Below are 20,610 nucleotides of genomic sequence, written 5' to 3'. Positions count from 1 at the left end.
TACGGTCCGTTTCGCAGTATGATGGAGCGTTCGGGTCGAAGATCGGTCCGGCCAACACGCCTAGAGCCGGATGATTTCAGGTCTGTCCGACCTGAAATCTGAATCCGCCTCTAAATCAGGAAATAGAGCATGATGTCGTCCGAAAACCGCTTCACACTTTTCGGCATCATGCCCTAACGGCGCAATTTCCGGAGCCTGCACGATGACCGAAGCTCAGGATCTGTTCTCGCTTCTGCGGCAATCGACCGATGTCGATCCGCAGGCAATCGACGCAATCCGGCAAACCATCGCCGAGGGCAAGGACCGCGAACTTTGCCGGATCAATGCGCTGGCCTTCGCCAGCAAGCATGGCCTCGACGAGGAACGCACCATAAGCGCCTTTCTCCATGCGGCGCGGGTGGGCATCTTCGACATTTCCTGGAATGTTCTGTGCCCCGGCTGTGGCGGCGTGCTCGACACCAACGCCACGCTGAAAACCATGCAGAAGGACGAATACACCTGCGCGCTGTGCTCCCAGGGCTATTCGCCGACCCTCGACGAGATGGTCGAGGTGACATTCACCGTCAGTCCCCGCGTGCGCAGGATTGCCGCCCACAATCCACACGAACTGCCGTTGGTGGAATATTACCGCCAGATCTACTGGGCGTCCGGGGCCGATCTGCCGGACGAGGATCTGGCGGAAAAGATGGAAGCGTTCTCGCTGGAAGATATCGAGCTTGCGCCCGGTGAAAAGGCGGTTCTGCACATCCAGCTTCCGCCCCAATTCATCATCGTCTTCGAGCCGGTCACGCATTCGGCCCAGTTCATCGACGCGAAGGGCGAACCGGCAAAAGAGCGGCGAAACCTCTCTCTGGCCTTCGACCGCGACCATGTCCAGAGCCAGACGCTGGAGATGCAACCCGGCCCATTGCGCATTTCGCTGGAAAACAGGACCGACACGCGCGTGCTGCCGACGGTCTTCATCGCCTGCCCGGTATTGCATGATTTCCTGGGCAAGCGCCGGCCCTTCGTGACCGCCAAGCGCCTGCTCACCAACCAGACGTTCCGGGATCTCTATCGCACGGATACGCTCGACATCAACCAGCGCCTGAAGATCACCAGCCTGACCTTCCTGTTCACCGATCTGCGCGGATCGACCGAGCTTTACGAGCGGGTGGGCGATCTTTCAGCCTTCGATCTCGTGCGCGAGCATTTCCAGGTTCTGCACGAGATCGTCGCGGCGGAGGCAGGCGCGGTTGTGAAGACGATCGGCGACGCGGTGATGGCGACCTTCGCGACGCCTGACCGTGCGGTTGCCGCGGCGCTGCGGATGCGCGACGCCATGCGGGCGCTCAATGACAAAAGCGGGCGCGAGGACCTTCTGCTCAAGATCGGTGTTCATGCCGGCCCCTGCATAGCCGTGTCCATGAACGAGCGGCAGGATTATTTCGGCCAGACGGTCAACATTGCTTCGCGGGTCCAGAACCTCGCCAACGCACAGGCGATCTTCGCCACGCGTGCGGTGGTCGACGACAATCTCACTGCCGATTTGTTGCACAGGAACGCGCTGACGCCCGTGCCGCACGAGGTCTCGCTGCGCGGCATCGAGCGGGAGATTGCGGTGTACACGATCCCCTGAGGGTTTCTCCGCCCCTTACACGCGCCTGCAGATGAAATAACGATCGGCTGATACCGGCGGCGGCGGCGGGAGCTGTTGCAGAAGAGGGTGATCCAGCGGCGTGCCGCTGACCGCAATGCCGCCGACGCGAAGCAGGCGCGCAATCAGATCGGGAAGCCAGGTAGCGGTCACGGCATCGCGATCTTCGTAGCCGGTGCCGATGTCGGCATGAACAAGGGCGGCGTCGATGCCGATGAACCTCTCCGCCGTCTGGCGAATTTCGCCCAGCACGAGATTTTCAGCGTCGGGAATCGAGCTGGCGTGTGCGGCGAGCACCCGGTCGAACGCCACGATTCGGCGTCCGGGCAGGCGCTCGCGCAGATGGTGGAATGTCCGGCCATTGCCGAGGCCGAGCTCCACCACTGGCCCTTCTATCTTCGCCACCTCAGCGCAGACAAGATCGAGAATGTCGCGCTGTGCGGTCATCCTGCGGATGAAACTGTCGAGGCGACTCATATGCGATTGTATGTCCTGAACCAGCAACCCCGCTCGAGGCTTGCCGCATATAGAGGCGAACGACGAACGCTGCAATAACGCAACCGGCCGCCGACAAGCGTCATACCGGGTGGAGTGTTCGGCAGGCCGCGCGGTGGAACAGCGATATCACTTGTAGGGGTCTGCGGCGTCCCGCAAACCGTCGCCGAGGAAGTTGAACGCCATGATGACGAGGATGACGGGGAGCATCGGCAAAAGCAGCCATGGATAGAACGCGATCACGCTGACGCTGCGCGCCTCGGTGAGCAGGATGCCCCAGCTGGTTATCGGCGCCCTCAAGCCGAGCCCGAGGAAGCTCAGCGCCGTTTCGCCCAGGATCATGCCAGGGATGGAGAGCGTCGCCGTCGCGATCAGATGCGACATGAAGCCGGGAATGAGATGCCGCCTGATGATGCGGCTGCTCCCCGCGCCCATCAACTGCGCGGCCAGAACGTAATCCTCCTCGCGCAAGGCCAGAAGCTTTGAACGCACGGCTCGCGCCAGTCCGGTCCAGTCGAGCAGCCCGAGGATGACGGTGATGCCGAAATAGATCAGGATCGGACTCCACGTTATCGGCATGATCGCCGCCAGGGCCAGCCATAGCGGAATGCTGGGAATCGATTGCAGGACTTCGATTATCCGTTGGACGATCAAGTCGAAGATACCGCCGTGATAGCCGGCCAGTCCGCCGATGACGATGCCGAGCAGGAAGCTGAAACTGATGCCGACGAGGCCGATAGTCAGTGAAATGCGTGCGCCATAGATCATGCGCGAGAGCACGTCGCGCCCCAGCCTGTCGGTGCCGGCCAGAAACAGCTGCCCGTTTTCGGCAGGACAGACAAAATGCCTGTCACCTTCGATCAGGCCCCAGAACCGATAAGTGTCGCCCTTGCAGAAGAAACGGAGCCGCTGAACATCGTCGTGGTTCTCGATGTAGTTCCGCTTGAGCGTGTCCATATCCAGCGTCATCTGGCGGCCATAGACGAACGGCCCGACGAACTCGCCATTGTGGAACAGGTGCACGTGCTGCGGCGGCGCATAGATGTAGTCCATGTTGCGCGAGTGCAGATTGTAGGGCGCCAGGAACTCGCAGATCAGTATCCCGGAATACAGCACTGCCAGGAATATGCCGGATATAAGCGCAAGCCGGTGTTTGCGGAATTTCCACCACATCAGCCGCAACTGCGATGCCTGAAAGACCTTCGATTGCTCCGGCGTCATCGCCTCGACCGACTGCAGGTCGAAGGGCGCGCCGGAAATGTAGTGTTGCAGTGGAGCACCCGGAGCGGGCAGCGGCGAGTCCTGCTTCATTTGGTGCTGCCACCCTGCAAACGAATTCGTGGATCAAGCAGCGCCAGCGCCAGGTCGGAAATCAGCACGCCGATAACCGTCAGGAAGGCAAGGAACATCAGGAATGACCCTGCCAGATACATATCCTGGCTTTGCAGCGCCTTGATCAGCATCGGCCCGGTCGTTTCCAAAGACAAAACGATAGCCGTGATCTCAGCGCCGGAGATGATGGCCGGCAGGATCGAGCCGATGTCGGAAATGAAGAAATTGAGCGCCATGCGCAGCGGATATTTGACCAGCGCCTTGAACGGATGCAGGCCCTTGGCGCGCGCCGTCACGACATATTGCTTGTGCAGTTCGTCGAGCAGATTGGCGCGCAGCCGCCGGATCATGCTCGCCGTGCCGCCGGTGCCGATGATCAGGACCGGGATCCAGAGATGGGCGAGGATCGACTTCGCCTTGGCCCAGCTCATCGGCTCGCCGAGATATTGCTGGTCCATGAGGTGGCCGATGGACGTGCCGAACCAGATGTTGGCGAAATACATCAGGATCAGCGCCAGCATGAAATTCGGAATGGCAAGGCCGAGAAGGCCGAAGAAAGTCAGGCCGTAGTCGCCCCAGCTGTATTGATGCGTGGCGGAGTACATGCCTATCGGAAAGGCGATGAGCCAGGTGAAGATGATCGTGACGAAGGAAACCAGCACGGTCAGCCACATTCGGTCGCCGACGACGTCGCGAACCGGCAGCTCATATTCGAAGGAATAGCCGAAATCGCCGTGCAGCATCCCGCCCACCCAGTAGAAGTAGCGAATGACCGGCGGCTGGTCGAAACCATATTCCTTGCGCATCATCTGGATGCGGTCGGAATCCACCGCTTCGCCCTGGGCCCGAAGCTCGGCGACATAGCTGTCGAAATAGTCGCCCGGTGGAAGTTCGATGATGGTGAACACAAGCGCCGATATGACCAGCAGCGTTGGAACCATCACGGCGATGCGCCAGACAAGATATCGAAGCACGCTCAGGAGCCTCCAAGCCAGAATGTGTCCGGCATGTAGACACCGAAATAGGAGGTCGGGTCGTAGCCGTAGAGTGCTTTGTCAGGCAGGTTGCGCAGCCGCGAGGATACCAGAATCGGCTGAAGTGTTTCGTTCACCGTACCGATAGAGAACACCTGATCGGTGTAGATCGACAGCATCGAGTTCCAGATTTCGGCGCGCTCGCTGGATTGGGTCGATCCGTTCCAGCGCTTGAGCAAAGCCATCAACTCGACCACTTCAGGAACATCGGGTGCCTCACCCATCTTGCCATGCGACAGATAGTAAGCGCCCCAGAGCGGCCATTGCAGCTGGTCGTCGATGGTGGGGGCCAACTGGTATGGATTCATGTCGGCGGTCGGCACGCCATTGTCGATGCCCGACGACATCGACATCAGGATCTGGCCGCCAAGCGCACGGCTGCGGAAGATGTCGCGCTGCGAAGTCCGGATGAACAAAGCGATGCCGATCTTGCGCCAGTGATCAGTGATGAGTTCGAGCGCATCAGTTTCCAGCGTGCTTTCGCCGGCCGTTTCCACGATGATCTGCGCCGGGCGTCCATCGGGAAGTAGCCGCAGGCCGTCATCGTCACGGGCCTGAAGGCCGACCTCGTCAAGCAGGGCATTGGCCTGGTCGGGATCGTGGGCGACCCAGGCTTTCGCGAATTCCGGCCGGTAGAGCGGGCTCTCCGGCAAGACCGTGTCGGCGCTTTCCTGCGCCAATCCGTAGAACACGGCCATGTTGATCTCGCGCCGGTCCACAGCGAGCGAAAGGGCGCGGCGCACGCGCACGTCACGCAAAAGGCCACGCCACACCGGGTCGGCACAATTCAGATTGGGCATCAGCGCCAGGCGCGAACCCTGTGTGCGTTTCCACAGATGCATCTTCACCGGGTAGCGCTTCTCCGCGTCCTTCAGGAAGGAGTAATCGCTGAAGTCGATTCCCATGCATTGCAGGTCGCTCTCGCCCGCACCGGTCTTGGCGGAGATGATCGCCGACGAGCTGACATTCATGATGATCCGGTCGACATAGGGCAGTTGCCGGCCGTTCTCGTCTGTTCGATGAAAGAACGGGTTGCGCTCGAAGATGAACTGCTCGGCCGGCGGCTTGGTCCGGTTCTGCCAGGGGTCGAGTGTCGGCAGATCCGGGTTCTCCGGGCGATACTGCCGCGACATGCGGATGTGCAGGAGCGTCCATTTTGCGGTCCGGTTCTCCTTCATCAGGCCGGCGAGCCGGAATGGATCCTGATATTTCTTGTGGAACTGCTTGAGATAGGCGGCTGGCAAAACAAGCGGTGTCGGCGAAGCAGCGGCAAGTTTGGGCAGGAAGTCGGGATTGGGCGCGTCCCAACTGTAGCGCACCGTCAACGGATCGACGATCTCGAAACGTGGCGGCTTGCCGTCCGCCAGCAGGGCAGGGGCGAGCCCCCCTTGCGAAAGCTCATCGTTCAGCCAGACATCTTCCCAGCAATAACGAAAATCCTCCGGCGTCAGCAGGCTGCCGTCTGACCATTTATGGCCTTCACGAATCTTGAACGTGAAGACGCGATCATCCTTTACGTCGAAACTTTCGAGAATGTCGGCCTGAAAGTTAAGCTTTTCGTCATAGCCGACCAGCCGGGAATACCCGTAGATCGTCATCATCCGGATATCTTTCTGGCTGCCGATGATCGTACGCAGCGTGCCGCCATACTGGCCGGGCTGCCGGCCCATCGCCGCGAGGTTCAACGCGCGCGGGCTTTTGGGCAGGCGCTCCGCGAGTGGCGGCAGAGCCCTGGCTTTCAGCTGCGGCTGAAGAAAATCCGGCTCCAGATCGCCGGCGCGCGCCGTGCCCGGCAGAAATGCCGAAGCCATGAGACCAAGGACAGTGCGGCGGCTGATCAATGGCGTAACTCGCTGACATCGGCCGAACGTCGGGCCAGCACGAGATGGCCGCCGCCGAGATCGAGCGGCGACAGCATATCCTCTTCGCCCTCGTCGCGGAATTGCGGGCCCCATGCGCTGGTGTCGGAAGCGCCGCCGAGCTTCAGCGTCTTGAAATCCATCGGCCGGTCGAGATCGGGGAAGGGGACTGCGGCGAGCAGTGAGCGCGTGTAGGGGTGGATCGGTTTCCTGAGCAGAATTTCGCGCGGTGCAAGCTCGACGATACGCCCGCCGCACATCACCGCGATGCGGTCCGCCATGTAGTCCACCACCGCCAGATTGTGGGATATGAACAGGTAGGTCAGGCCCAGTTCCTTCTGCAGGTCCTTCAGAAGGTTCAGGATCTGCGCCTGCACGGAGACATCGAGCGCCGAAACCGGCTCGTCGCAGATCAGCAGTTCAGGCCCCAGCGCCAACGCGCGCGCGATGCCGATACGCTGACGCTGCCCGCCGGAGAAGCTGTGGGGATAACGCTGGATGAAGCGCGGATCGAGCCCGATTGCCTGCATCAGGCTCTTGACCGTGGCTAGCCGGGACGCGGCATTGCCACGTTGATGGATTTCCAGCGGCTCGCTCAAGATGTTTTCCACGGTCATGCGAGGCGAAAGCGACGAGACCGGATCCTGGAAAACCATCTGGAGTTTCGCCCGCAGCAAGCGCAGGGCGTCTCCCTCGGCTTCCAGGACGTCGATCGGTCCGTCGCGGCCGTTGAAGATCACGGAGCCGCCGGTAGGGGTGACGGCCCGCATCAGGATCTTGCTGACGGTGGTTTTGCCGCAGCCGCTTTCGCCAACCAGGCCCAGGCACTCACCTCGCCTGATGTCGAAGCTGACGCCGTCCACGGCGCGAACAGAGGTCTGATGGCTCCCGCTGAACCATCCGGAGTTGCGGATGGTGTAGACCTTTTTCAGATCCCTGACCGACAGCAGAATGTCGTCCGGCCCCTTCGCTTCCGGCGCCGTCTGCTTGCCCAGCAGGGTCCCGACATTCACCGGCACCTCGCGGAGCGCCTTCAGCCTTTCGCCAGGCTTCAGGTCGAAATGCGGGACGGCTGCCATGAGGCCCTTCAGGTAAGGGTGGCCTGGCCGGCGGAATATTGCCTCCACAGGGCCCGCTTCCATGATCTCGCCATGGTACATGACCACCACCTCGTCGGCGACATTGGCAACCACCCCGAGGTCGTGCGTGATCAGCAGCATTGCCATGTTGAGCTTGGTCTGAAGCCCGCGCAGCAATTGCAGGATTTGCGCCTGGATGGTGACGTCCAACGCCGTCGTCGGCTCATCGGCGATCAACAGAGCGGGCCGGCAGATAAGCGCCATGGCGATCATGGCGCGTTGCCGCAATCCTCCCGAAAGTTCGAACGGATACATGTCGTAGGCGCGCTTGGGATTGGGGAACCCGACGAGGCCGAGCATTTCCTCGGTCCGTGCCTTGCGCTCCGTCCGATCCATGTGCGTATGAATCTGCAGGGATTCGCTGACCTGGTTGCCGATCGTGTGCAGCGGCGACAGCGATGTCATCGGCTCCTGAAAGATCTTGCCGATGCGGCTGCCTCTCAACGCCCGGATTTCGGGTCCGTCGCGCGGCATCTGCAGGATATCCTGCGTCGTGCCGGGCTTTTTGGGATCGGAAAACAGGATACGGCCGCGAACATGGGCCGTGTTCGGCAAGATGCCCATCACGGCCTGGCTGAGAACCGATTTTCCGGAACCGGACTCACCGACAAGTGCGGTGACCTTGCCGGGCAGGACGCGAAGATTTGCCCGCCTGACGGCATGCAACGGTCCCCCGACAATGGCAAAAGAGATGCCAACATCCTCGATCCGCAGCAGATCAACGCCTGCATCCATTCCCACACCAGCCCCAATCTGGCGCCTCCCGACCGGCCCCAAAAAAGCAAGACTAGCGCATTGTCAGCGCAGAGCAACTTGGATTCGAAACGAATTCCCCGGCGACCGGCGGCCGGACAGCATACCAGGGCGTCCAGATCGGATGGTGGTGACTACTGGAGCTTCCTCCGGTCGCCCGCCGACAGCCGCGCGGCATCGCGATGAAGCAGCATGACCTGCTCGGCGTCCGATATCCGATCGTGAAACGGCTGCAGCGCAGCGTCTTCATCGAGTGCGAGAGCACCCGACAGATCGGGTGAAAGCACCGTCAGCTTCTGCTTGCTGCCCGCCAGTTCCTCCTCGCCGAGCGTCAGCCAACTGTTGGCCCCGCAATAGCCGGCGAAGTCCTTGCTGGCGAGAACGCTGTGCGGATATTTCTTGGTCAGGGTCTGGAGACGCTGGACCTCGTTTACAGCCGAGCCGAAGACCGAGAATGTGAGTCGGTCGGTAAGCCCGACATTGCCGAACATCACATTGCCGACATGCAGGCCGATACCAAATTTTATGTCGCCCAGTCCTTGCTCTTTTCTGCGCAGATTGAGCTCCATCATGCGCATGCTGGCCTTGTGCGCAGCCGCAAGAGCAGCCTGGCAGGCGATCTCTGACTGCGCGCGGTGCCTTTCGCAGGGGTAGACGGCAATGAATCCATCCCCCAGGAAACTCATGATCTGCCCGCCTTTGCGATTGAATGGTGCTGCGATGGCATCGAAAAACTGGTTCAGCGTATCGATATAGACTTCGCGGCCGGAGGTTTCGGCGAGCCTTGTCGACCCGCGCATATCGCCCATCACCAGCGCGGCCCGGATTGTGTCGCCCTCGCCGCGCTTGATCTGGCCGTCCAGCACGCGCCTGCCGGCGTCACCGCCGAGATACGTGGTCATCATGTTGTCGGCAAGCTTGGTGAGCACCGCCATCTTGCTTGCTATGGCGAGATGGTTCTGGATCCGCAGCAGCGCCGAAATCATGCTGTCGCTGAAGCCTGAAGCACTGTCGGTGGACCAGGACCCCAACATGCCCTGACTTGTATCGCCGTTGAAGGGATGGACGAAAGCCATGTAATCGGTGACGCCCATAAGCCTGAGCTCATCGAAAACAGGAAACTCCGACCGCACCGACGGGTCGAGCCGGCGCCGCAGATGGTCGAGCTTGTTGCTGAGCAGATGGTAGTATGGGCTGGTTAGGAATCTGTCGGAATGGACGCCGTTCTCACTCCGGAAGCCTTCCACTTCCAGGCCTTGGCCGCGAATCCAGGTGAAACCGAGCGCGTCATAAAGCGGATGCAGCATCGAAAAGCTCAAATGCACCCGCTTCAGCGGCAGGCCGGCAGCAGCCAGCCGTTCACAAAAACCCTTGACCAATGTTTCCAGGTCGTCGCCCGCCAGCGCCGATTGGGTCAGCCAATCGGCAACCTTATCCATGAGAATGTTGGAAATTTCTGCTTGCGCTGTGCTCATGCTATCTCGAAACCCGTCGAAGACGAGCCATCTCCTTTGATCCGCAAAATTCTCGAAGTCAATGAAGCCGGCTTCGGGGGCAGAAGCCGGCGAAGAATATCCCGAATGACTGTCCTTGCAGGAAGCAAGCAGACGTCGACCGCACAAATCACCTGCAACACTATGTGGCGAGGCTGCCGGCGAAGTGCAATCCCGATCCTGACATCGCGCAAATAATTGGTCGGCTCAGGCACCGTTGGGCTCGCCGGGTCCCAAGAACCATGGCCGCGGCGCATTGCGGAAAATCGATTCCCCAAGCCGTCATCAGACCGGCGCCTTCGCCTTCAGGCTTGCGGCAGCCATTGCATAGCCGCCGGCGGCGCCATCGATGAAGTGAACATGATCGCGCTGCAGCGGCGAGATGACGAGGCATGTCATCAAGGCCGACTTCTGGCGGTGCAGGCCATAGTTGCAGATGCCGGCCTCTTCCGCTTGTTTCAGCCGGTTCTCGATCCGCTGCAACACATCCGCGTCGACGTCGATGGTCATCTTCAAGCCGTCGTCGAACTTGCGGAAATCCGAATTGCTGGCCACCTCGCGCTTGTAGACCTTCGGATCGAAACCGCCGATCGTCCAGCCCAATTTGTCGGTGACGGCCGTAAGCGTCATCAGGAAGATCACCCACAGCTTGGCCAGCCACCGCCGCCCCGGCGGCGCCGTGGCCCGTGCCTCGACATCGAGACCGGCGGGCAAGAGACTATAGGCCGGACCGTCCACCGGCACCGGGTGGCCATCGCGCTCCTGCCTGCCGGCAAGGGCGATGATGTCGGAAGCCAGAAACTGGAAACCACGCAAGTCGCGCGATGCCCCGGGCACGGCTATGATCGAGACAATTTCGCCATGCCGGGCTTCGATCGGGTTCCAGCGGCAGGAGAGGCCGGTCAGATCCGGCCGCGCGCCGGCCGGGGCGGGGTCGACGCGGTAGCGCCCGGCTTTCATTTCGGCTTCCGCCCAACTGCCGCCGCCGCCGGCGAACATGGCATAGAAGGCTGCTTCGGAGGCCTGGAACCTCGCCACGCGAACGTCGAGGCCTTGCGCTCTTATGTCCTTTATCGGCACGATTGCGGCACGCAAGGTCAGGTCCAGTTCGTCCGCCACCCATCTCTGGACAGAAGCCAGCGCGTTACGGGCGATCTCCAGCGCCGAGCCGGGAAACGCCACGAGCGCGCCGTCGCCGCCGAAGACGAAGGGAAGATCTTGCCGGCCCAGTGCATTGAGCAGCGCCGAAATGACGCTGGCGCCGGCCATATTGACGGTTTTGTAGCGCCCGGCTTCGATCGCCTTGGTCGAGCCGACGATGTCGGCGGTGGCCAGCGCCCAGCCATCGGGGAGAGGCCGATAGTTGTCGATATCGGCAACGCTTTCGAACTTTGCGAAGACCGGCAAAGAAGCGACGAACGGGTCGGACGCGACAGCTGTTTCCATAAGCATCAGATAGCACATTCCAGCGCTTGAAGGTGAAGTCGATCATGCCTCGAAATTGACTTGGGCAGGCTTTGCGATGATAGGATCGCGCGATGCGAATTGCCTTCTACGCCCCGCTGAAGTCGCCCAATCATCCCGTTGTCTCCGGCGACCGCCAGATGGCACGGATGCTGGTCCAGGCGCTGCAGCATGGCGGGCATAGCGTCGAACTGGCATCGGAGTTGCGCTTCTATCTACGCCAGCCGGAACCGAAAAGTTTCGATGCGCTCATGATCGAGGCCCGGGACGAAGCCGCGCGACTGACAAGGCTTTGGGACCGTGACGGCAAGCCCGATCTCTGGTTCTCCTATCATCCCTACTACAAGGCGCCCGACCTGATCGGGCCCGAGCTGGCGTTGGCCTTTGCCATCCCCTATGTGACGGCCGAAGCCTCCTATTCCGAACGGCGCAACGCCGGTTCGTGGGCCGATAGCCAGGCATTGGTGGCGCGAGCCATCGAGCAGGCGGCGCTGAACATCTGCTTCACGCAAAGGGATCGCCAGGGGCTGGCGGATGCTGTTCCCCACGCCGCTCTCGGTATGCTTTCACCCTTCATCGACACATCGGCATTCCACGAAATGCCGGTACTGGATTATCCGACGCGCCTCGTGACCGTCGCCATGATGCGCCCGGGCGACAAGGTCTTGAGCTATCGCATGCTGGCGCAGGCGCTCGGGTTGATCGGCCATCTCCCCTGGACGCTGTCGGTCGTCGGGGACGGACCTGCCCGTGACGAGGTAAAGGCGCAATTCGCCGGCTTGCCCGCCGACCGTATCGAATGGCTTGGCGCTATTGAGCCGGTCGCCGTGCCGGATGTCCTCTATCGCGGGGGAATCTACGTCTGGCCGGGTTACGGCGAGGCCTATGGCATTGCCTATCTTGAAGCACAGGCCGCCGGCCTTCCGGTGGTGGCTCAGGACATTGCCGGCGTGCCGGAGGTCGTGCGGCATGGCCAGACCGGGTTTCTCACCCCGCCAGGCGATGTAGCGGCGTTCGCTTCCGCAATTGCAAGGCTTCTGGCCAACAATGACGAAAGAACCATCATGGCTGCAGAGGCCAGACGTTTCGTTCTCGAAGAACGCTCTCTCGGTGCTGCAAAGGCCCGTCTGGCGGAACTTCTCAAGATGATCCCGTTGTCATGACATCCGACCCGATTTGGCAGCCCCTGGTGGACGAGCTGGCGCACCGGCAACGGGCGGGCCGCAAGGCAGAGTTCTGGCTGCGCGACGATGACGCCGTGGATCCGACGCCGGCGCTCGATCGGTTGCTCGACCTCACCGGTGACTTCGGGGTGCCGGTCACTCTGGCCGTCATTCCGGCCCGGACCGACGGGACGCTTGTCGTCCGGCTTGACGCGGCGCCGCATGCCACGGTCGCCATTCATGGCTGGGCGCACCGAAATCATGCGCCCGAGGGTCAAAAAAAGCAGGAGCTTGGCGCGCATCGGCCACGCGAGGTGGTGCTGGATGAGCTGGCCGGCGGGCTGTCGCGTGTAAGCGGCCTGCACGGCGCACGTGCGGTTCCTATGCTGGTGCCGCCCTGGAACCGGATCGACGCCGGCCTGGTACCCGACCTCCGATCGATAGGATTTGCGGCATTGTCGGTGTTCGGGCCGCCAAGGCCGGCTTCCCTGGCGGTCATCAACAGCAATGTCGACATCATGGATTGGCATGGCACGCGCGGCTGCCGCGATCATGGTCTGTTGGTTCAGGCCATCGTCGCGCAATTGCAGCGTGCATTCGGCGGCGGCGAACCGGTCGGCCTGCTCACCCACCATCTCGTCCATGATGAATCGGCCTGGCTTTTCCTCGAACGGCTGTTCACGATCACCGCGCGGGCAGAAGGCTGCGCATGGCTTCCGATCAGCACACTGACAGAACGCAGCGCCGGAAAATAGCTCAGCGCTTTTTGTGCAAGACTGGAAATGTGAGCGTCTGGCCATCCCGCGCCGCAAAAGCGCCGGCAAATCTGTCTTTGGCCAGTTTCTCCATCTCGTCCAGCTCATCGTCGGTGCGTGCCGGATCGTGGTGAAACAGCGCAAGCCCGCGCGCGCCGGCCGCCTCGCAGAGCTTGACGCCCTGTTGCCATGTCGAGTGCCCGTTGCCGCGGTAGCGCTCCATTTCCTCCTCGGTGTAGGTGCAATCGTAAATGACGAGGTCGGCATTCTCGATCAGGCCGAGCACCGCCGGATCGAGTTTGCCCGGCTCGTGCTCGGTGTCTGTGATGACCGCCACGACGCGGCCCCCCCATTCGACCCGGTAGCCGATGCAGCCGCCCGGATGGGTAAGACTACCGGTCCGCACAACAACTCCTTCGCGCGGCCGAAGCACGTCTCCGGATGCGAAATCGCGGCAGTCGAGGCTCGCCTTGCAGACACCGAGTGTCACCGGAAACCATGGCGGCCGAATGAATTCATCGACCATCTGCCGCGTCGTCATGCGTCCAGCCAGATGCCCGGACCAAAGCGTAACTTTGATGCCTCGTTCATAAATAGGCTTGAAAGCCGGCAGCCCGATGACGTGGTCGTAGTGGCAATGGGTGAAAAACAGGTCGAAATCGGTGACGCCCGCCGCCCGAAGCGTCCTGCCGGCAGGCCGCAAGCCGGAGCCCGCGTCGAACAGAAGCGTATGCTTGCCGCATTGCATCTCGATGCAGATCGTGTTGCCGCCATAGCGAGCAAATTCTGGCCCCGACACCGCAATGCTGCCGCGCACGCCCCAAAACCTGACAAGGAAGAAATCGTCGTCCATGCACCCTTTCGCCCATCGTAGCCAACCAACTGCTGCCAGAGTCGTTCCAGGAAAGGTGTGACACGGTTCCGGAAACTGCATCAAAACAAAGAAACAGAGCGGCTCGCCGCTTCAGTGCAACTGTGAATCGCTCTCGGCCGTTCGTGCGTCGATCAGGTCCGCGGTCGTACTGCTTAGCCTATCGGCAAGAACCCGCAATATCTCGATGGTCATTTCGGGAAACTCCTTCATAAGCCTCAGGAAATGGTCCTTGCGGATTCTCAAGGCCTCCAGCTCACTTGCCGCTTTGACGGTGGCAGTACGGGAGCTGTTGCACAATATGGCAATCTCGCCAACGATCGAATTTGGCAGCAATTCAGCAACTTTGATCGGCCCATTGTCGGAATCGACCAGAATATCCGCGCTGCCCGAAAGGATGACATAGGCCGCGTCTGCCTCGTCGCCCTGCCGGAAAAGAATCTGGCCGGCACTGTAGTTCACGCGATCGGACGTGAACGCGAGCAGCTTGAGCTTTGTCGGCTCGATGCCAGAGAACAAGGGAACGCGTTGCAGCATTCCAACTTCATCCTTGAGCAGCATTGTCGCAAACCTTCCTGAATTCGCGTTTGCCAGACTATGACACAAGTTCCTTGAAGATACCGTTTCCCGCCAAGAGTGTCTCGTGTGTTCCGTCTTCCACCAATTGGCCTGAGTCAAAGACCACAACCCGATCGAACATCGCCGCCATTGCCGGATTCGTCACCACCCACACAATTGCCGGCGAATGGCCGTCGCGTCTGGCTTCGTCGAGCACATTCCGCAACACTTTGTCCTGCACGCGCTGGTCGAGCGCTGACAGCGGCCGATTGAGAATGAGGAAATCGGGACGCTTGAGCAAGGCGCGGGCAACATCGAGCTTCTGTCGCTGTCCGCCGGTCAGCCGCCTGCCGGCGGCGCCGACGTTGAAGTCCAGGCCGACATCCAGAAGCTCGGCATAAAGTCCCAGTTCGTCAAGAATATCATAGACGATGGAGCGAATACGGTCCGGCGCGTCGGGATGGTTGTTGCCGACACGCCCGAACAGGACGTTGTCCATGACGGTGGCCGCGGCGATGTATTTGGCAGGATCAAACCGTTCGACAGCTTTCTCCAGCTCGGCCGGCAGGTTTTCATAGAACTGGTTGCGTGCAGCGATGATCTTGCTCATCAGCTCGTCGGTCAACAGGCCGAAGCGATGCCGGGGCTCGATATAGGCAAAGCTTAAGGTGACCATCATGGCGCGGTCGTTCTCCGAAACCGCATCGTAGGGGCGATTCTTGAGCCGTTGCAGCAAGGTTTCGTAGGCGGGTATCTCCTCGGCGCTCATGAAGGCGAGCTGCTGGAAGAACTGATGTTCGGGCGGCAGGTCGGCAAACAGCTCGATCGCCTGTTCGGCGATCTCCATGCCCATTTCGTAGAGCGTGCGGTCGAGGCCGGCTTGCTTCAGCACGGAAGCAAAATAGGGATTGGACGCCAGTGCCTTGTGAGCCAGTTCGGGGCCGGCCGCAGCGCCGAAGAGCAGGTTCTGGCCGATCGTCGCTTCCTTGTTGTAGGCGCCCGGTTCAAAAGGAACCACCAGCGCGCTCAGGCCTTCTTCCTCCAACCGGGTTCGCAGCGCCGCACGCAATTCGACGATCCGCCCGGCAAGCTTCGTGTGGCGCTTGAGGTCGGCCGAAGAGCGCAAGCCTAGATCCAGAATGTCGCGCGACAGAAGAACCGCGTCGAGCACCCGGCGCACGGCTTCAAAGAGGTCGTGCGGGCCGGTGGCGCCGGCGGAGGCATAGTTGATCCAGTCGCTGCGGATATCGAGATCCGGATTGCCCGACCGGCGCGCCTCGTCGATATTCCAACGGTGCTGGTCCGCCGCGGCGCCGTCATATGTCACCGATGTCAGCGGCGCATGCTTCAACCCGTAGAGCAAATTGTCGCGCAGGCTTGCCTGGAACAGGAAAACATCCGACGAAGCGTAGGACATGCGCCGGCCGGTCACGGCTTCGGGGAGATCGAGCAAGTCATCGGAGCCCGAAACGATCCTTCCACTATCCGGCCAGGTCAGCCGCGCAAAGGCTTCCGCAAGCGCCTCCGCTCCCCCTGTTGCGGTGCTGACCAGCGCCACCGTCTCACCCGGCTTGACCTCGAGCGAGATGCGATTGAGGAGCATTGCGCCGCCATCGTCGGCTATCGACAGGCTGATCGCCGACAGCGGCTTGGTCATCGGATCGGGATCGTCGATCGTCAGTGCTCCGATTTCCGGCGCGATGATATTCTCGACGGTGAACTGTTCGACGACCTGCTGATATTTGACCTGGACATCCTGCCGGTCCTGATCCCAGTCGATCAGTTCCTTCATCGGTCCGGGCAAGTCCTTGTAGGCGCCAATCACGGCCACGAGCTGGCCGACATCCAGCCGCCCCTGGATGACCAGATAGCCACCGATCATGTAGAACAGAAAGGGCGTGAGCTGCGCGAGAAAATTGTTGAGGAACTTTACCATGAATTTCCATTGGTAAAGATCGAAGCGGATTTTGAAGATGAGCCCGAGCCGGGCTGCTATGTCGGCGCGCTCGTAATTCGACGTATCGTGGACGTGAACCGCGCCGATGCCGTCGACGATTTCGCCAACCCGGCCCGACAGCGCGCGCGCCGTCAACTGCCGCTGGCGCCCCAGCACGAGCAGCCGCCGCCGCATTCGCGGGATAAGCACGATCTGGATCGCCACGATCACGACCGCTATCATTCCGAGCCAGACGTTCTGGACCATGATGAACAGCATGGCCGTCAGCGCCTGGCCGCCGAGCAGCACCGGCTGCAGGAAGGCATCGCCGATGAAGCCGCCCAGCGGCTCCACCTCGTCCTTCACCATGGTCGCCACTTCGGCGGATTTCACCCGCTTGAAGTAAACCGGCGGAAACCGCAGCACACGATCGACCAGGTCGAAACGAATACGCCGCAGCATGCGTTCGCCGAGCCGGCCCTTGTAAGTGTTGATGTAGAGCTTGAACAAGCCGTTGATGACGACCAGCAAGAGGAACACAAGGCTGAGCGCAAGCAGGGTCGACGTGCGGTCCAGTTGAAAACCGGAGAAGAACTGGACCTCGCCGATGAACGGCAGATTATAGTGCAACCGCATGAATGGCAGGGTCGCGCCCGGTTGCTCGAACCCCTTGCCTTGGATCGGGCCGTTGACGATCAGCTTCGGCAGGTCGAACGACATGAAATACGGGACCATCGAAAGCACGACGATCATCAATATCCAGAGCTGCTGCTTCCTGGTGTGCGTCCAGATATAGCGGGCTAGGCTGGTTTCCATATGCGATTGTCAGTTTGAAGGATGCAGAATGTAAAGGCACCTGCTGGCGAATGGTGTATTGGCCATGTCTTCGCCGCCAACGACGATCTCGAAGCGGCAGCTGCGCGCCAGGCGGATGGATGCCGATGGTCCGGACAAATGCAATCGGCCTCCTCCGGGCAATGGCGAAACGGCTTGCGGCACAATCGCGTCCGCAAGTCGAACAGCCTTGCATGAGGCAAGATTGCGTTGTGTCGCCCGAAATCCCAACATAGAAGACGAATATGATGGATGTCACGCAACCACGCAATGCCGGCATGGATGGGCATGAGCAAGCCCTGGACCTCACGCGGGGAATTGCCGCCTATGTCGACCACCCTCTCGTGGCCGGGCTGGCGCGCGTCATCGCCAAGCATCCGCAGGCCAATATCGCGAACGCCTTCAACCACAAGCAGGTCGCCTGCAAGATGTGGGCGCTCGACAGGCTTTTCGAAAGCTGCGGCGGTCGGTTCGAGCGCATATGGGTTCTGGGTGGATGGTACGGCGTATTGCCGGCGATGCTTTTCAACGACGCCCGCTTCGACATCGCGGCGATCGACAGCATCGACATTGATCCCGAAGTCGGCGCGGTCGCCCGGACACTCAACCGGCAAGCCGGCGACCGGTTTCAAGCGCTGACGGCAGATATGTACGCACTCGACTATGCCGCCGGCGGGCCCGACTTGGTGGTCAATACGAGCTGCGAACACATAGCCGACCTCAGCGCCTGGCTTGCCCTGCTTCCGCGGGGCACGAACGTGCTGCTGCAATCGAACGATTATTTCAGCGAGCCGACGCACATCAACTGCGTGGCGTCACTTGCAGCCTTCGAAGCCATGGCGGCGCTGCGGCAGATCAGGTTCTCCGGCGAATTGCCGACAAAAAATTATACACGCTTCATGCTGATCGGAACTGTTTGAAGCGCTCGCGCAGGATTTGCGCCGAGCGCCGCGCCCCTTCCAGATCGAGGCGATGCGCGGCTGGCGGCGGTCCCGCAAGCGCCTGCTCGATCGCTTGCGCCAGACCTTCAGGCGTCAGGTCCTGTTCCGTCAGCACCGTTGCAAGACCGAGCTCTTCGAGCATCAGGGCGCGACGCGTCTGCTCGGTTTCCCCGCCGGCTGCAAATGGAATGAGCAGGGAGCGACACCCCGCGCGCAGGACATCGCAGACCGTGTTGTAACCCGCCTGCGAGACCGACAGGCGGGCGCCGGTCAACAGGCTGGCGAAATCCTCGCGGAACCGGAAGATGGACAGGCGTGGGGAGGCATCGCGTGAAATCGCGTCAAACTCGTCCTTCGGCAGGTTTGGGCCGGTGATCAAACACCATGTCCAGGCGTTGTCGGCATTTCGCGCCGCCGCGACGGTGGATCTGACAAGGCTCTTTCCGGCCGCCCCGCCGCCAACCGACACCAGGACGTCGAAGCGCTCTGAGGCCGCTTGCGCCGGCGGCGCGGCAACGAGCCCGGTGTAGGCGACCTCGGCCCTGATCGCCCCAGCCAGCGGAAATGTCTTGTCGATGGTTGCGAAAGCCGGATCGCCATGGACCATGACAAGATCGAAATGCCTGTTGACGATATCGACCGTTTCTTCGTTTCGGCTCGGCTTCACGCGCTCCTGAAGGATGTCGCGGACGGACGCCGCCAGCAGCGGTCTGGGCGATGTCGCTTCGATGGCCTCGATCAGTGGCAAGAGTTCGAAACGCATCTGCCGGCGTCCAAAGGGAAACGCCTCGATAATGACGATGTCGGGCCTGTAATCCCGGAAAGCCTGCAGCAGCATCTCTGAGCGCCGCGTCTTGAAATCATCGTCGACGGCTTTGCCCTGCAGGTCGACAAGTCCGGAAAATCCTTCGTCACCGGAGGTGACAGGCGGCAGGGTCACGGATTTTACACCCGATCCCGGAAATCCCGCGATCGGCGCTCCGCCGGTCACGACGGTGACGTCGAACCCGTCATCGACCAGAGCCGCCGCAATGCGGCTGGCGCGCGCGAGATGGCCGATGCCGAGCAGGTGCTGAACATAGAAGAAAGCGCGCAGCCGCTTCATTCGGCGGCCCGCCACTCCCGCTCGAACAGTTCCTTGAGCTGTCCAATGCCTGCCACATGATCGAAATTGCTTCGCACGCGCCGCTCCGCGGCGTCGCCGAGGCGGACGCGCAGGACGGGATCGCGGATCAGGCGCTCCAGCGCCTGTGCCAGGGCAGTCGGGTTTTCCGAGGGAATCAGCAGCCCGGTTTCATCCGACGATAAAAGCTCCGGCACGCCGGAAATATCGGTCGACACGCAGGCAAGCCGCTGGCTGGCCGCCTCCACCAGAACATTCGGCAGGCCGTCCCGGTCGCCGTCCGCGGTGATCCTGCAGGCCAAAGCGAAGATGTCGGCGCTGCGGTAGTGCTCAAGCACCTCCTCCTGCGCCAGCGCGCCTTTCCAGGAGACGCGCCCCTCCAGCCCGAGCCTTTGCGCCAGCGCCTTCAGCCGCTTCAGTTCCTCGCCGCCACCGATATGCTCGAAACACCACGCCAGATCGCCAGGCAAGAGGGCAAGAGCCTCCAGCAACGTATCATAGCCTTTCTTTTCAACGGCGCGTCCGACACTCAAGATCATGACCGGTTCGGCCGGCGCCGAGCCGTCACGCTGTTTTCGCGCCTCGCCGAAACTGCCGAAGCGGTCAAGGTCGAGCCCATGATAGCTCAGATGCACGGACGAACTGCCGTTGGCGAGTTTTTTCAGATGGTCGAAGCCGGTTTTCGTGCACGTGACCGTCCAGCGCGCCGAGGAAAGCTTGCCGGCCAGATCCCAGTCCGCCGACGTCCAGATGTCCTTGGCATGGGCTGAGCAGCTCCAGGGCAAGCCACGAAGCTGGCTGGCATAGCGCGTCACCGATGCCGGCGTGTGCGCGAAATGGGCATGCAGCCATCCGGCATCTTGCGGCCATTCGGCCGCCAGCACCAGCGCTTGCCCGAAGCGGCGCGCGCGATTGCGCGTAAAGTCGCGGCGGATATCGGCAGCGAGCGATTTGAGCGCGCGCCAGAAGCCAGGCCGCGGCAGACAGGCAAACAGCGATCGAACCACGCGCAGCGGCTCTCTGTGCAGATATTCCGGCAGATAATGGACGGGGGCCTTGATCTCGTCATGCACGGGATGACGTTTTGCGTCGGTCGGCCGCCTGAGCGCGAAAAGTATCAGGTCGAACCCCGCACGCTCCAGACCGAGCAGCTCCTGCGCGATGAAGGTTTCCGACAGCCGCGGGTAGCCCTTCAGAACCACGACGATCTTGCGGTGTTGCAAC

The 20,610-nt window shown here is 61.4% G+C and carries 16 protein-coding genes; 4 read left to right on the top strand and 12 right to left on the bottom strand.

Going from position 1 to position 20,610, the window contains the following annotated elements:
• Positions 1-202: 202 nt before the first annotated feature.
• Positions 203-1,618, top strand: coding sequence for an adenylate/guanylate cyclase domain-containing protein (locus NLY42_RS08025; RefSeq protein ID WP_023747413.1), 1,416 nt, complete (start codon positions 203-205; stop codon positions 1,616-1,618).
• A gap of 15 nt (positions 1,619-1,633) precedes the next feature.
• Here the strand turns inward: NLY42_RS08025 and NLY42_RS08020 are convergent, their stop codons facing one another.
• The 7 genes from NLY42_RS08020 to NLY42_RS07990 all read right to left on the bottom strand — a co-directional run bounded on the left by NLY42_RS08020 (position 1,634) and on the right by NLY42_RS07990 (position 11,205).
• Positions 1,634-2,113 (bottom strand): class I SAM-dependent methyltransferase, encoded by a 480-nt coding sequence (locus NLY42_RS08020; RefSeq protein WP_023754929.1) that lies wholly within the window; start codon positions 2,111-2,113, stop codon positions 1,634-1,636.
• 147 nt (positions 2,114-2,260) lie between these two features.
• Positions 2,261-3,442: an ABC transporter permease gene (locus NLY42_RS08015; protein ID WP_031198424.1), complete on the bottom strand. Its 1,182-nt coding sequence runs from the start codon at positions 3,440-3,442 to the stop codon at positions 2,261-2,263.
• Entirely contained in the window at positions 3,439-4,437 is a 999-nt protein-coding gene (locus NLY42_RS08010; protein ID WP_023672136.1) for an ABC transporter permease, read from the bottom strand. Before NLY42_RS08010 ends, NLY42_RS08015 begins: the two co-directional genes overlap by 4 nt.
• A gap of 2 nt (positions 4,438-4,439) precedes the next feature.
• Positions 4,440-6,338: an ABC transporter substrate-binding protein gene (locus NLY42_RS08005; RefSeq protein ID WP_023692891.1), complete on the bottom strand. Its 1,899-nt coding sequence runs from the start codon at positions 6,336-6,338 to the stop codon at positions 4,440-4,442.
• Positions 6,335-8,230, bottom strand: a complete 1,896-nt coding sequence (locus NLY42_RS08000; RefSeq protein WP_023672138.1) for an ABC transporter ATP-binding protein — start codon at positions 8,228-8,230, stop codon at positions 6,335-6,337. The genes NLY42_RS08005 and NLY42_RS08000 overlap by 4 nt, the downstream gene beginning before the upstream one ends.
• A 152-nt stretch (positions 8,231-8,382) precedes the next feature.
• Positions 8,383-9,723 carry an adenylate/guanylate cyclase domain-containing protein gene (locus NLY42_RS07995; RefSeq protein WP_023672139.1) on the bottom strand — a complete coding sequence of 447 codons (1,341 nt, stop codon included), beginning with the start codon at positions 9,721-9,723 and terminating at the stop codon, positions 8,383-8,385.
• A 303-nt stretch (positions 9,724-10,026) separates the two neighbouring features.
• On the bottom strand, positions 10,027-11,205 hold the full coding sequence (locus NLY42_RS07990; protein WP_031196755.1) for a DUF3095 domain-containing protein: 1,179 nt from the start codon (positions 11,203-11,205) through the stop codon (positions 10,027-10,029).
• 74 nt (positions 11,206-11,279) lie between these two features.
• Here NLY42_RS07990 and NLY42_RS07985 point away from each other — a divergent pair, with 74 nt between their 5' ends.
• Positions 11,280-12,368, top strand: a complete 1,089-nt coding sequence (locus NLY42_RS07985; RefSeq protein ID WP_023672141.1) for a glycosyltransferase family 4 protein — start codon at positions 11,280-11,282, stop codon at positions 12,366-12,368.
• Positions 12,365-13,123 (top strand): polysaccharide deacetylase family protein, encoded by a 759-nt coding sequence (locus tag NLY42_RS07980; RefSeq protein ID WP_023672142.1) that lies wholly within the window; start codon positions 12,365-12,367, stop codon positions 13,121-13,123. Before NLY42_RS07985 ends, NLY42_RS07980 begins: the two co-directional genes overlap by 4 nt.
• A gap of 1 nt (position 13,124) precedes the next feature.
• On the opposite strand, the gene NLY42_RS07975 is transcribed toward NLY42_RS07980, so the two are convergent.
• The 3 genes from NLY42_RS07975 to NLY42_RS07965 all read right to left on the bottom strand — a co-directional run bounded on the left by NLY42_RS07975 (position 13,125) and on the right by NLY42_RS07965 (position 17,304).
• The gene (locus tag NLY42_RS07975) at positions 13,125-13,976 is read right to left on the bottom strand and encodes an MBL fold metallo-hydrolase (RefSeq protein ID WP_023672143.1); all 852 of its coding nucleotides are present in this window, start codon (positions 13,974-13,976) and stop codon (positions 13,125-13,127) included.
• Between the two features lie 111 nt (positions 13,977-14,087).
• Positions 14,088-14,555 carry a cyclic nucleotide-binding domain-containing protein gene (locus NLY42_RS07970; protein WP_023672144.1) on the bottom strand — a complete coding sequence of 156 codons (468 nt, stop codon included), beginning with the start codon at positions 14,553-14,555 and terminating at the stop codon, positions 14,088-14,090.
• A gap of 34 nt (positions 14,556-14,589) precedes the next feature.
• Positions 14,590-17,304 (bottom strand): ABC transporter transmembrane domain-containing protein, encoded by a 2,715-nt coding sequence (locus NLY42_RS07965; RefSeq protein ID WP_023672145.1) that lies wholly within the window; start codon positions 17,302-17,304, stop codon positions 14,590-14,592.
• Between the two features lie 266 nt (positions 17,305-17,570).
• On the opposite strand from NLY42_RS07965, the gene NLY42_RS07960 reads away from it, so the two are divergent.
• Positions 17,571-18,242: a class I SAM-dependent methyltransferase gene (locus tag NLY42_RS07960; RefSeq protein WP_084558991.1), complete on the top strand. Its 672-nt coding sequence runs from the start codon at positions 17,571-17,573 to the stop codon at positions 18,240-18,242.
• Here NLY42_RS07960 and NLY42_RS07955 read toward each other — a convergent pair.
• Together NLY42_RS07955 and NLY42_RS07950 are read right to left on the bottom strand one after the other, a co-directional pair.
• Positions 18,220-19,368: a glycosyltransferase family protein gene (locus NLY42_RS07955; RefSeq protein WP_023754930.1), complete on the bottom strand. Its 1,149-nt coding sequence runs from the start codon at positions 19,366-19,368 to the stop codon at positions 18,220-18,222. The genes NLY42_RS07960 and NLY42_RS07955 overlap by 23 nt on opposite strands.
• Positions 19,365-20,609, bottom strand: a complete 1,245-nt coding sequence (locus NLY42_RS07950) for a glycosyltransferase (RefSeq protein WP_023687620.1) — start codon at positions 20,607-20,609, stop codon at positions 19,365-19,367. Before NLY42_RS07950 ends, NLY42_RS07955 begins: the two co-directional genes overlap by 4 nt.
• Between the last annotated feature and the right edge of the window lies 1 nt (position 20,610).

This window comes from Mesorhizobium sp. C372A (assembly GCF_030323245.1).
Lineage (GTDB): Bacteria > Pseudomonadota > Alphaproteobacteria > Rhizobiales > Rhizobiaceae > Mesorhizobium.
Note: the sequence above shows the minus strand (reverse complement) of the source record. Positions and strands in the feature narration are given on the sequence as shown.

Excerpts from the sequence above, each read along its gene's own strand:
- NLY42_RS08025 (WP_023747413.1), top strand. The coding sequence starts at position 203 with ATGACCGAAGCTCAGGATCTGTTCTCGCTTCTGCGGCAATCGACCGAT.
- NLY42_RS08020 (WP_023754929.1), bottom strand. The coding sequence starts at position 2,113 with ATGAGTCGCCTCGACAGTTTCATCCGCAGGATGACCGCACAGCGCGAC.
- NLY42_RS08015 (WP_031198424.1), bottom strand. The coding sequence starts at position 3,442 with ATGAAGCAGGACTCGCCGCTGCCCGCTCCGGGTGCTCCACTGCAACAC.
- NLY42_RS08000 (WP_023672138.1), bottom strand. The coding sequence starts at position 8,230 with ATGGATGCAGGCGTTGATCTGCTGCGGATCGAGGATGTTGGCATCTCT.
- NLY42_RS07995 (WP_023672139.1), bottom strand. The coding sequence starts at position 9,723 with ATGAGCACAGCGCAAGCAGAAATTTCCAACATTCTCATGGATAAGGTT.
- NLY42_RS07990 (WP_031196755.1), bottom strand. The coding sequence starts at position 11,205 with ATGTGCTATCTGATGCTTATGGAAACAGCTGTCGCGTCCGACCCGTTC.
- NLY42_RS07985 (WP_023672141.1), top strand. The coding sequence starts at position 11,280 with ATGCGAATTGCCTTCTACGCCCCGCTGAAGTCGCCCAATCATCCCGTT.
- NLY42_RS07980 (WP_023672142.1), top strand. The coding sequence starts at position 12,365 with ATGACATCCGACCCGATTTGGCAGCCCCTGGTGGACGAGCTGGCGCAC.
- NLY42_RS07975 (WP_023672143.1), bottom strand. The coding sequence starts at position 13,976 with ATGGACGACGATTTCTTCCTTGTCAGGTTTTGGGGCGTGCGCGGCAGC.
- NLY42_RS07970 (WP_023672144.1), bottom strand. The coding sequence starts at position 14,555 with ATGCTGCTCAAGGATGAAGTTGGAATGCTGCAACGCGTTCCCTTGTTC.
- NLY42_RS07965 (WP_023672145.1), bottom strand. The coding sequence starts at position 17,304 with ATGGAAACCAGCCTAGCCCGCTATATCTGGACGCACACCAGGAAGCAG.
- NLY42_RS07960 (WP_084558991.1), top strand. The coding sequence starts at position 17,571 with ATGGATGTCACGCAACCACGCAATGCCGGCATGGATGGGCATGAGCAA.
- NLY42_RS07955 (WP_023754930.1), bottom strand. The coding sequence starts at position 19,368 with ATGAAGCGGCTGCGCGCTTTCTTCTATGTTCAGCACCTGCTCGGCATC.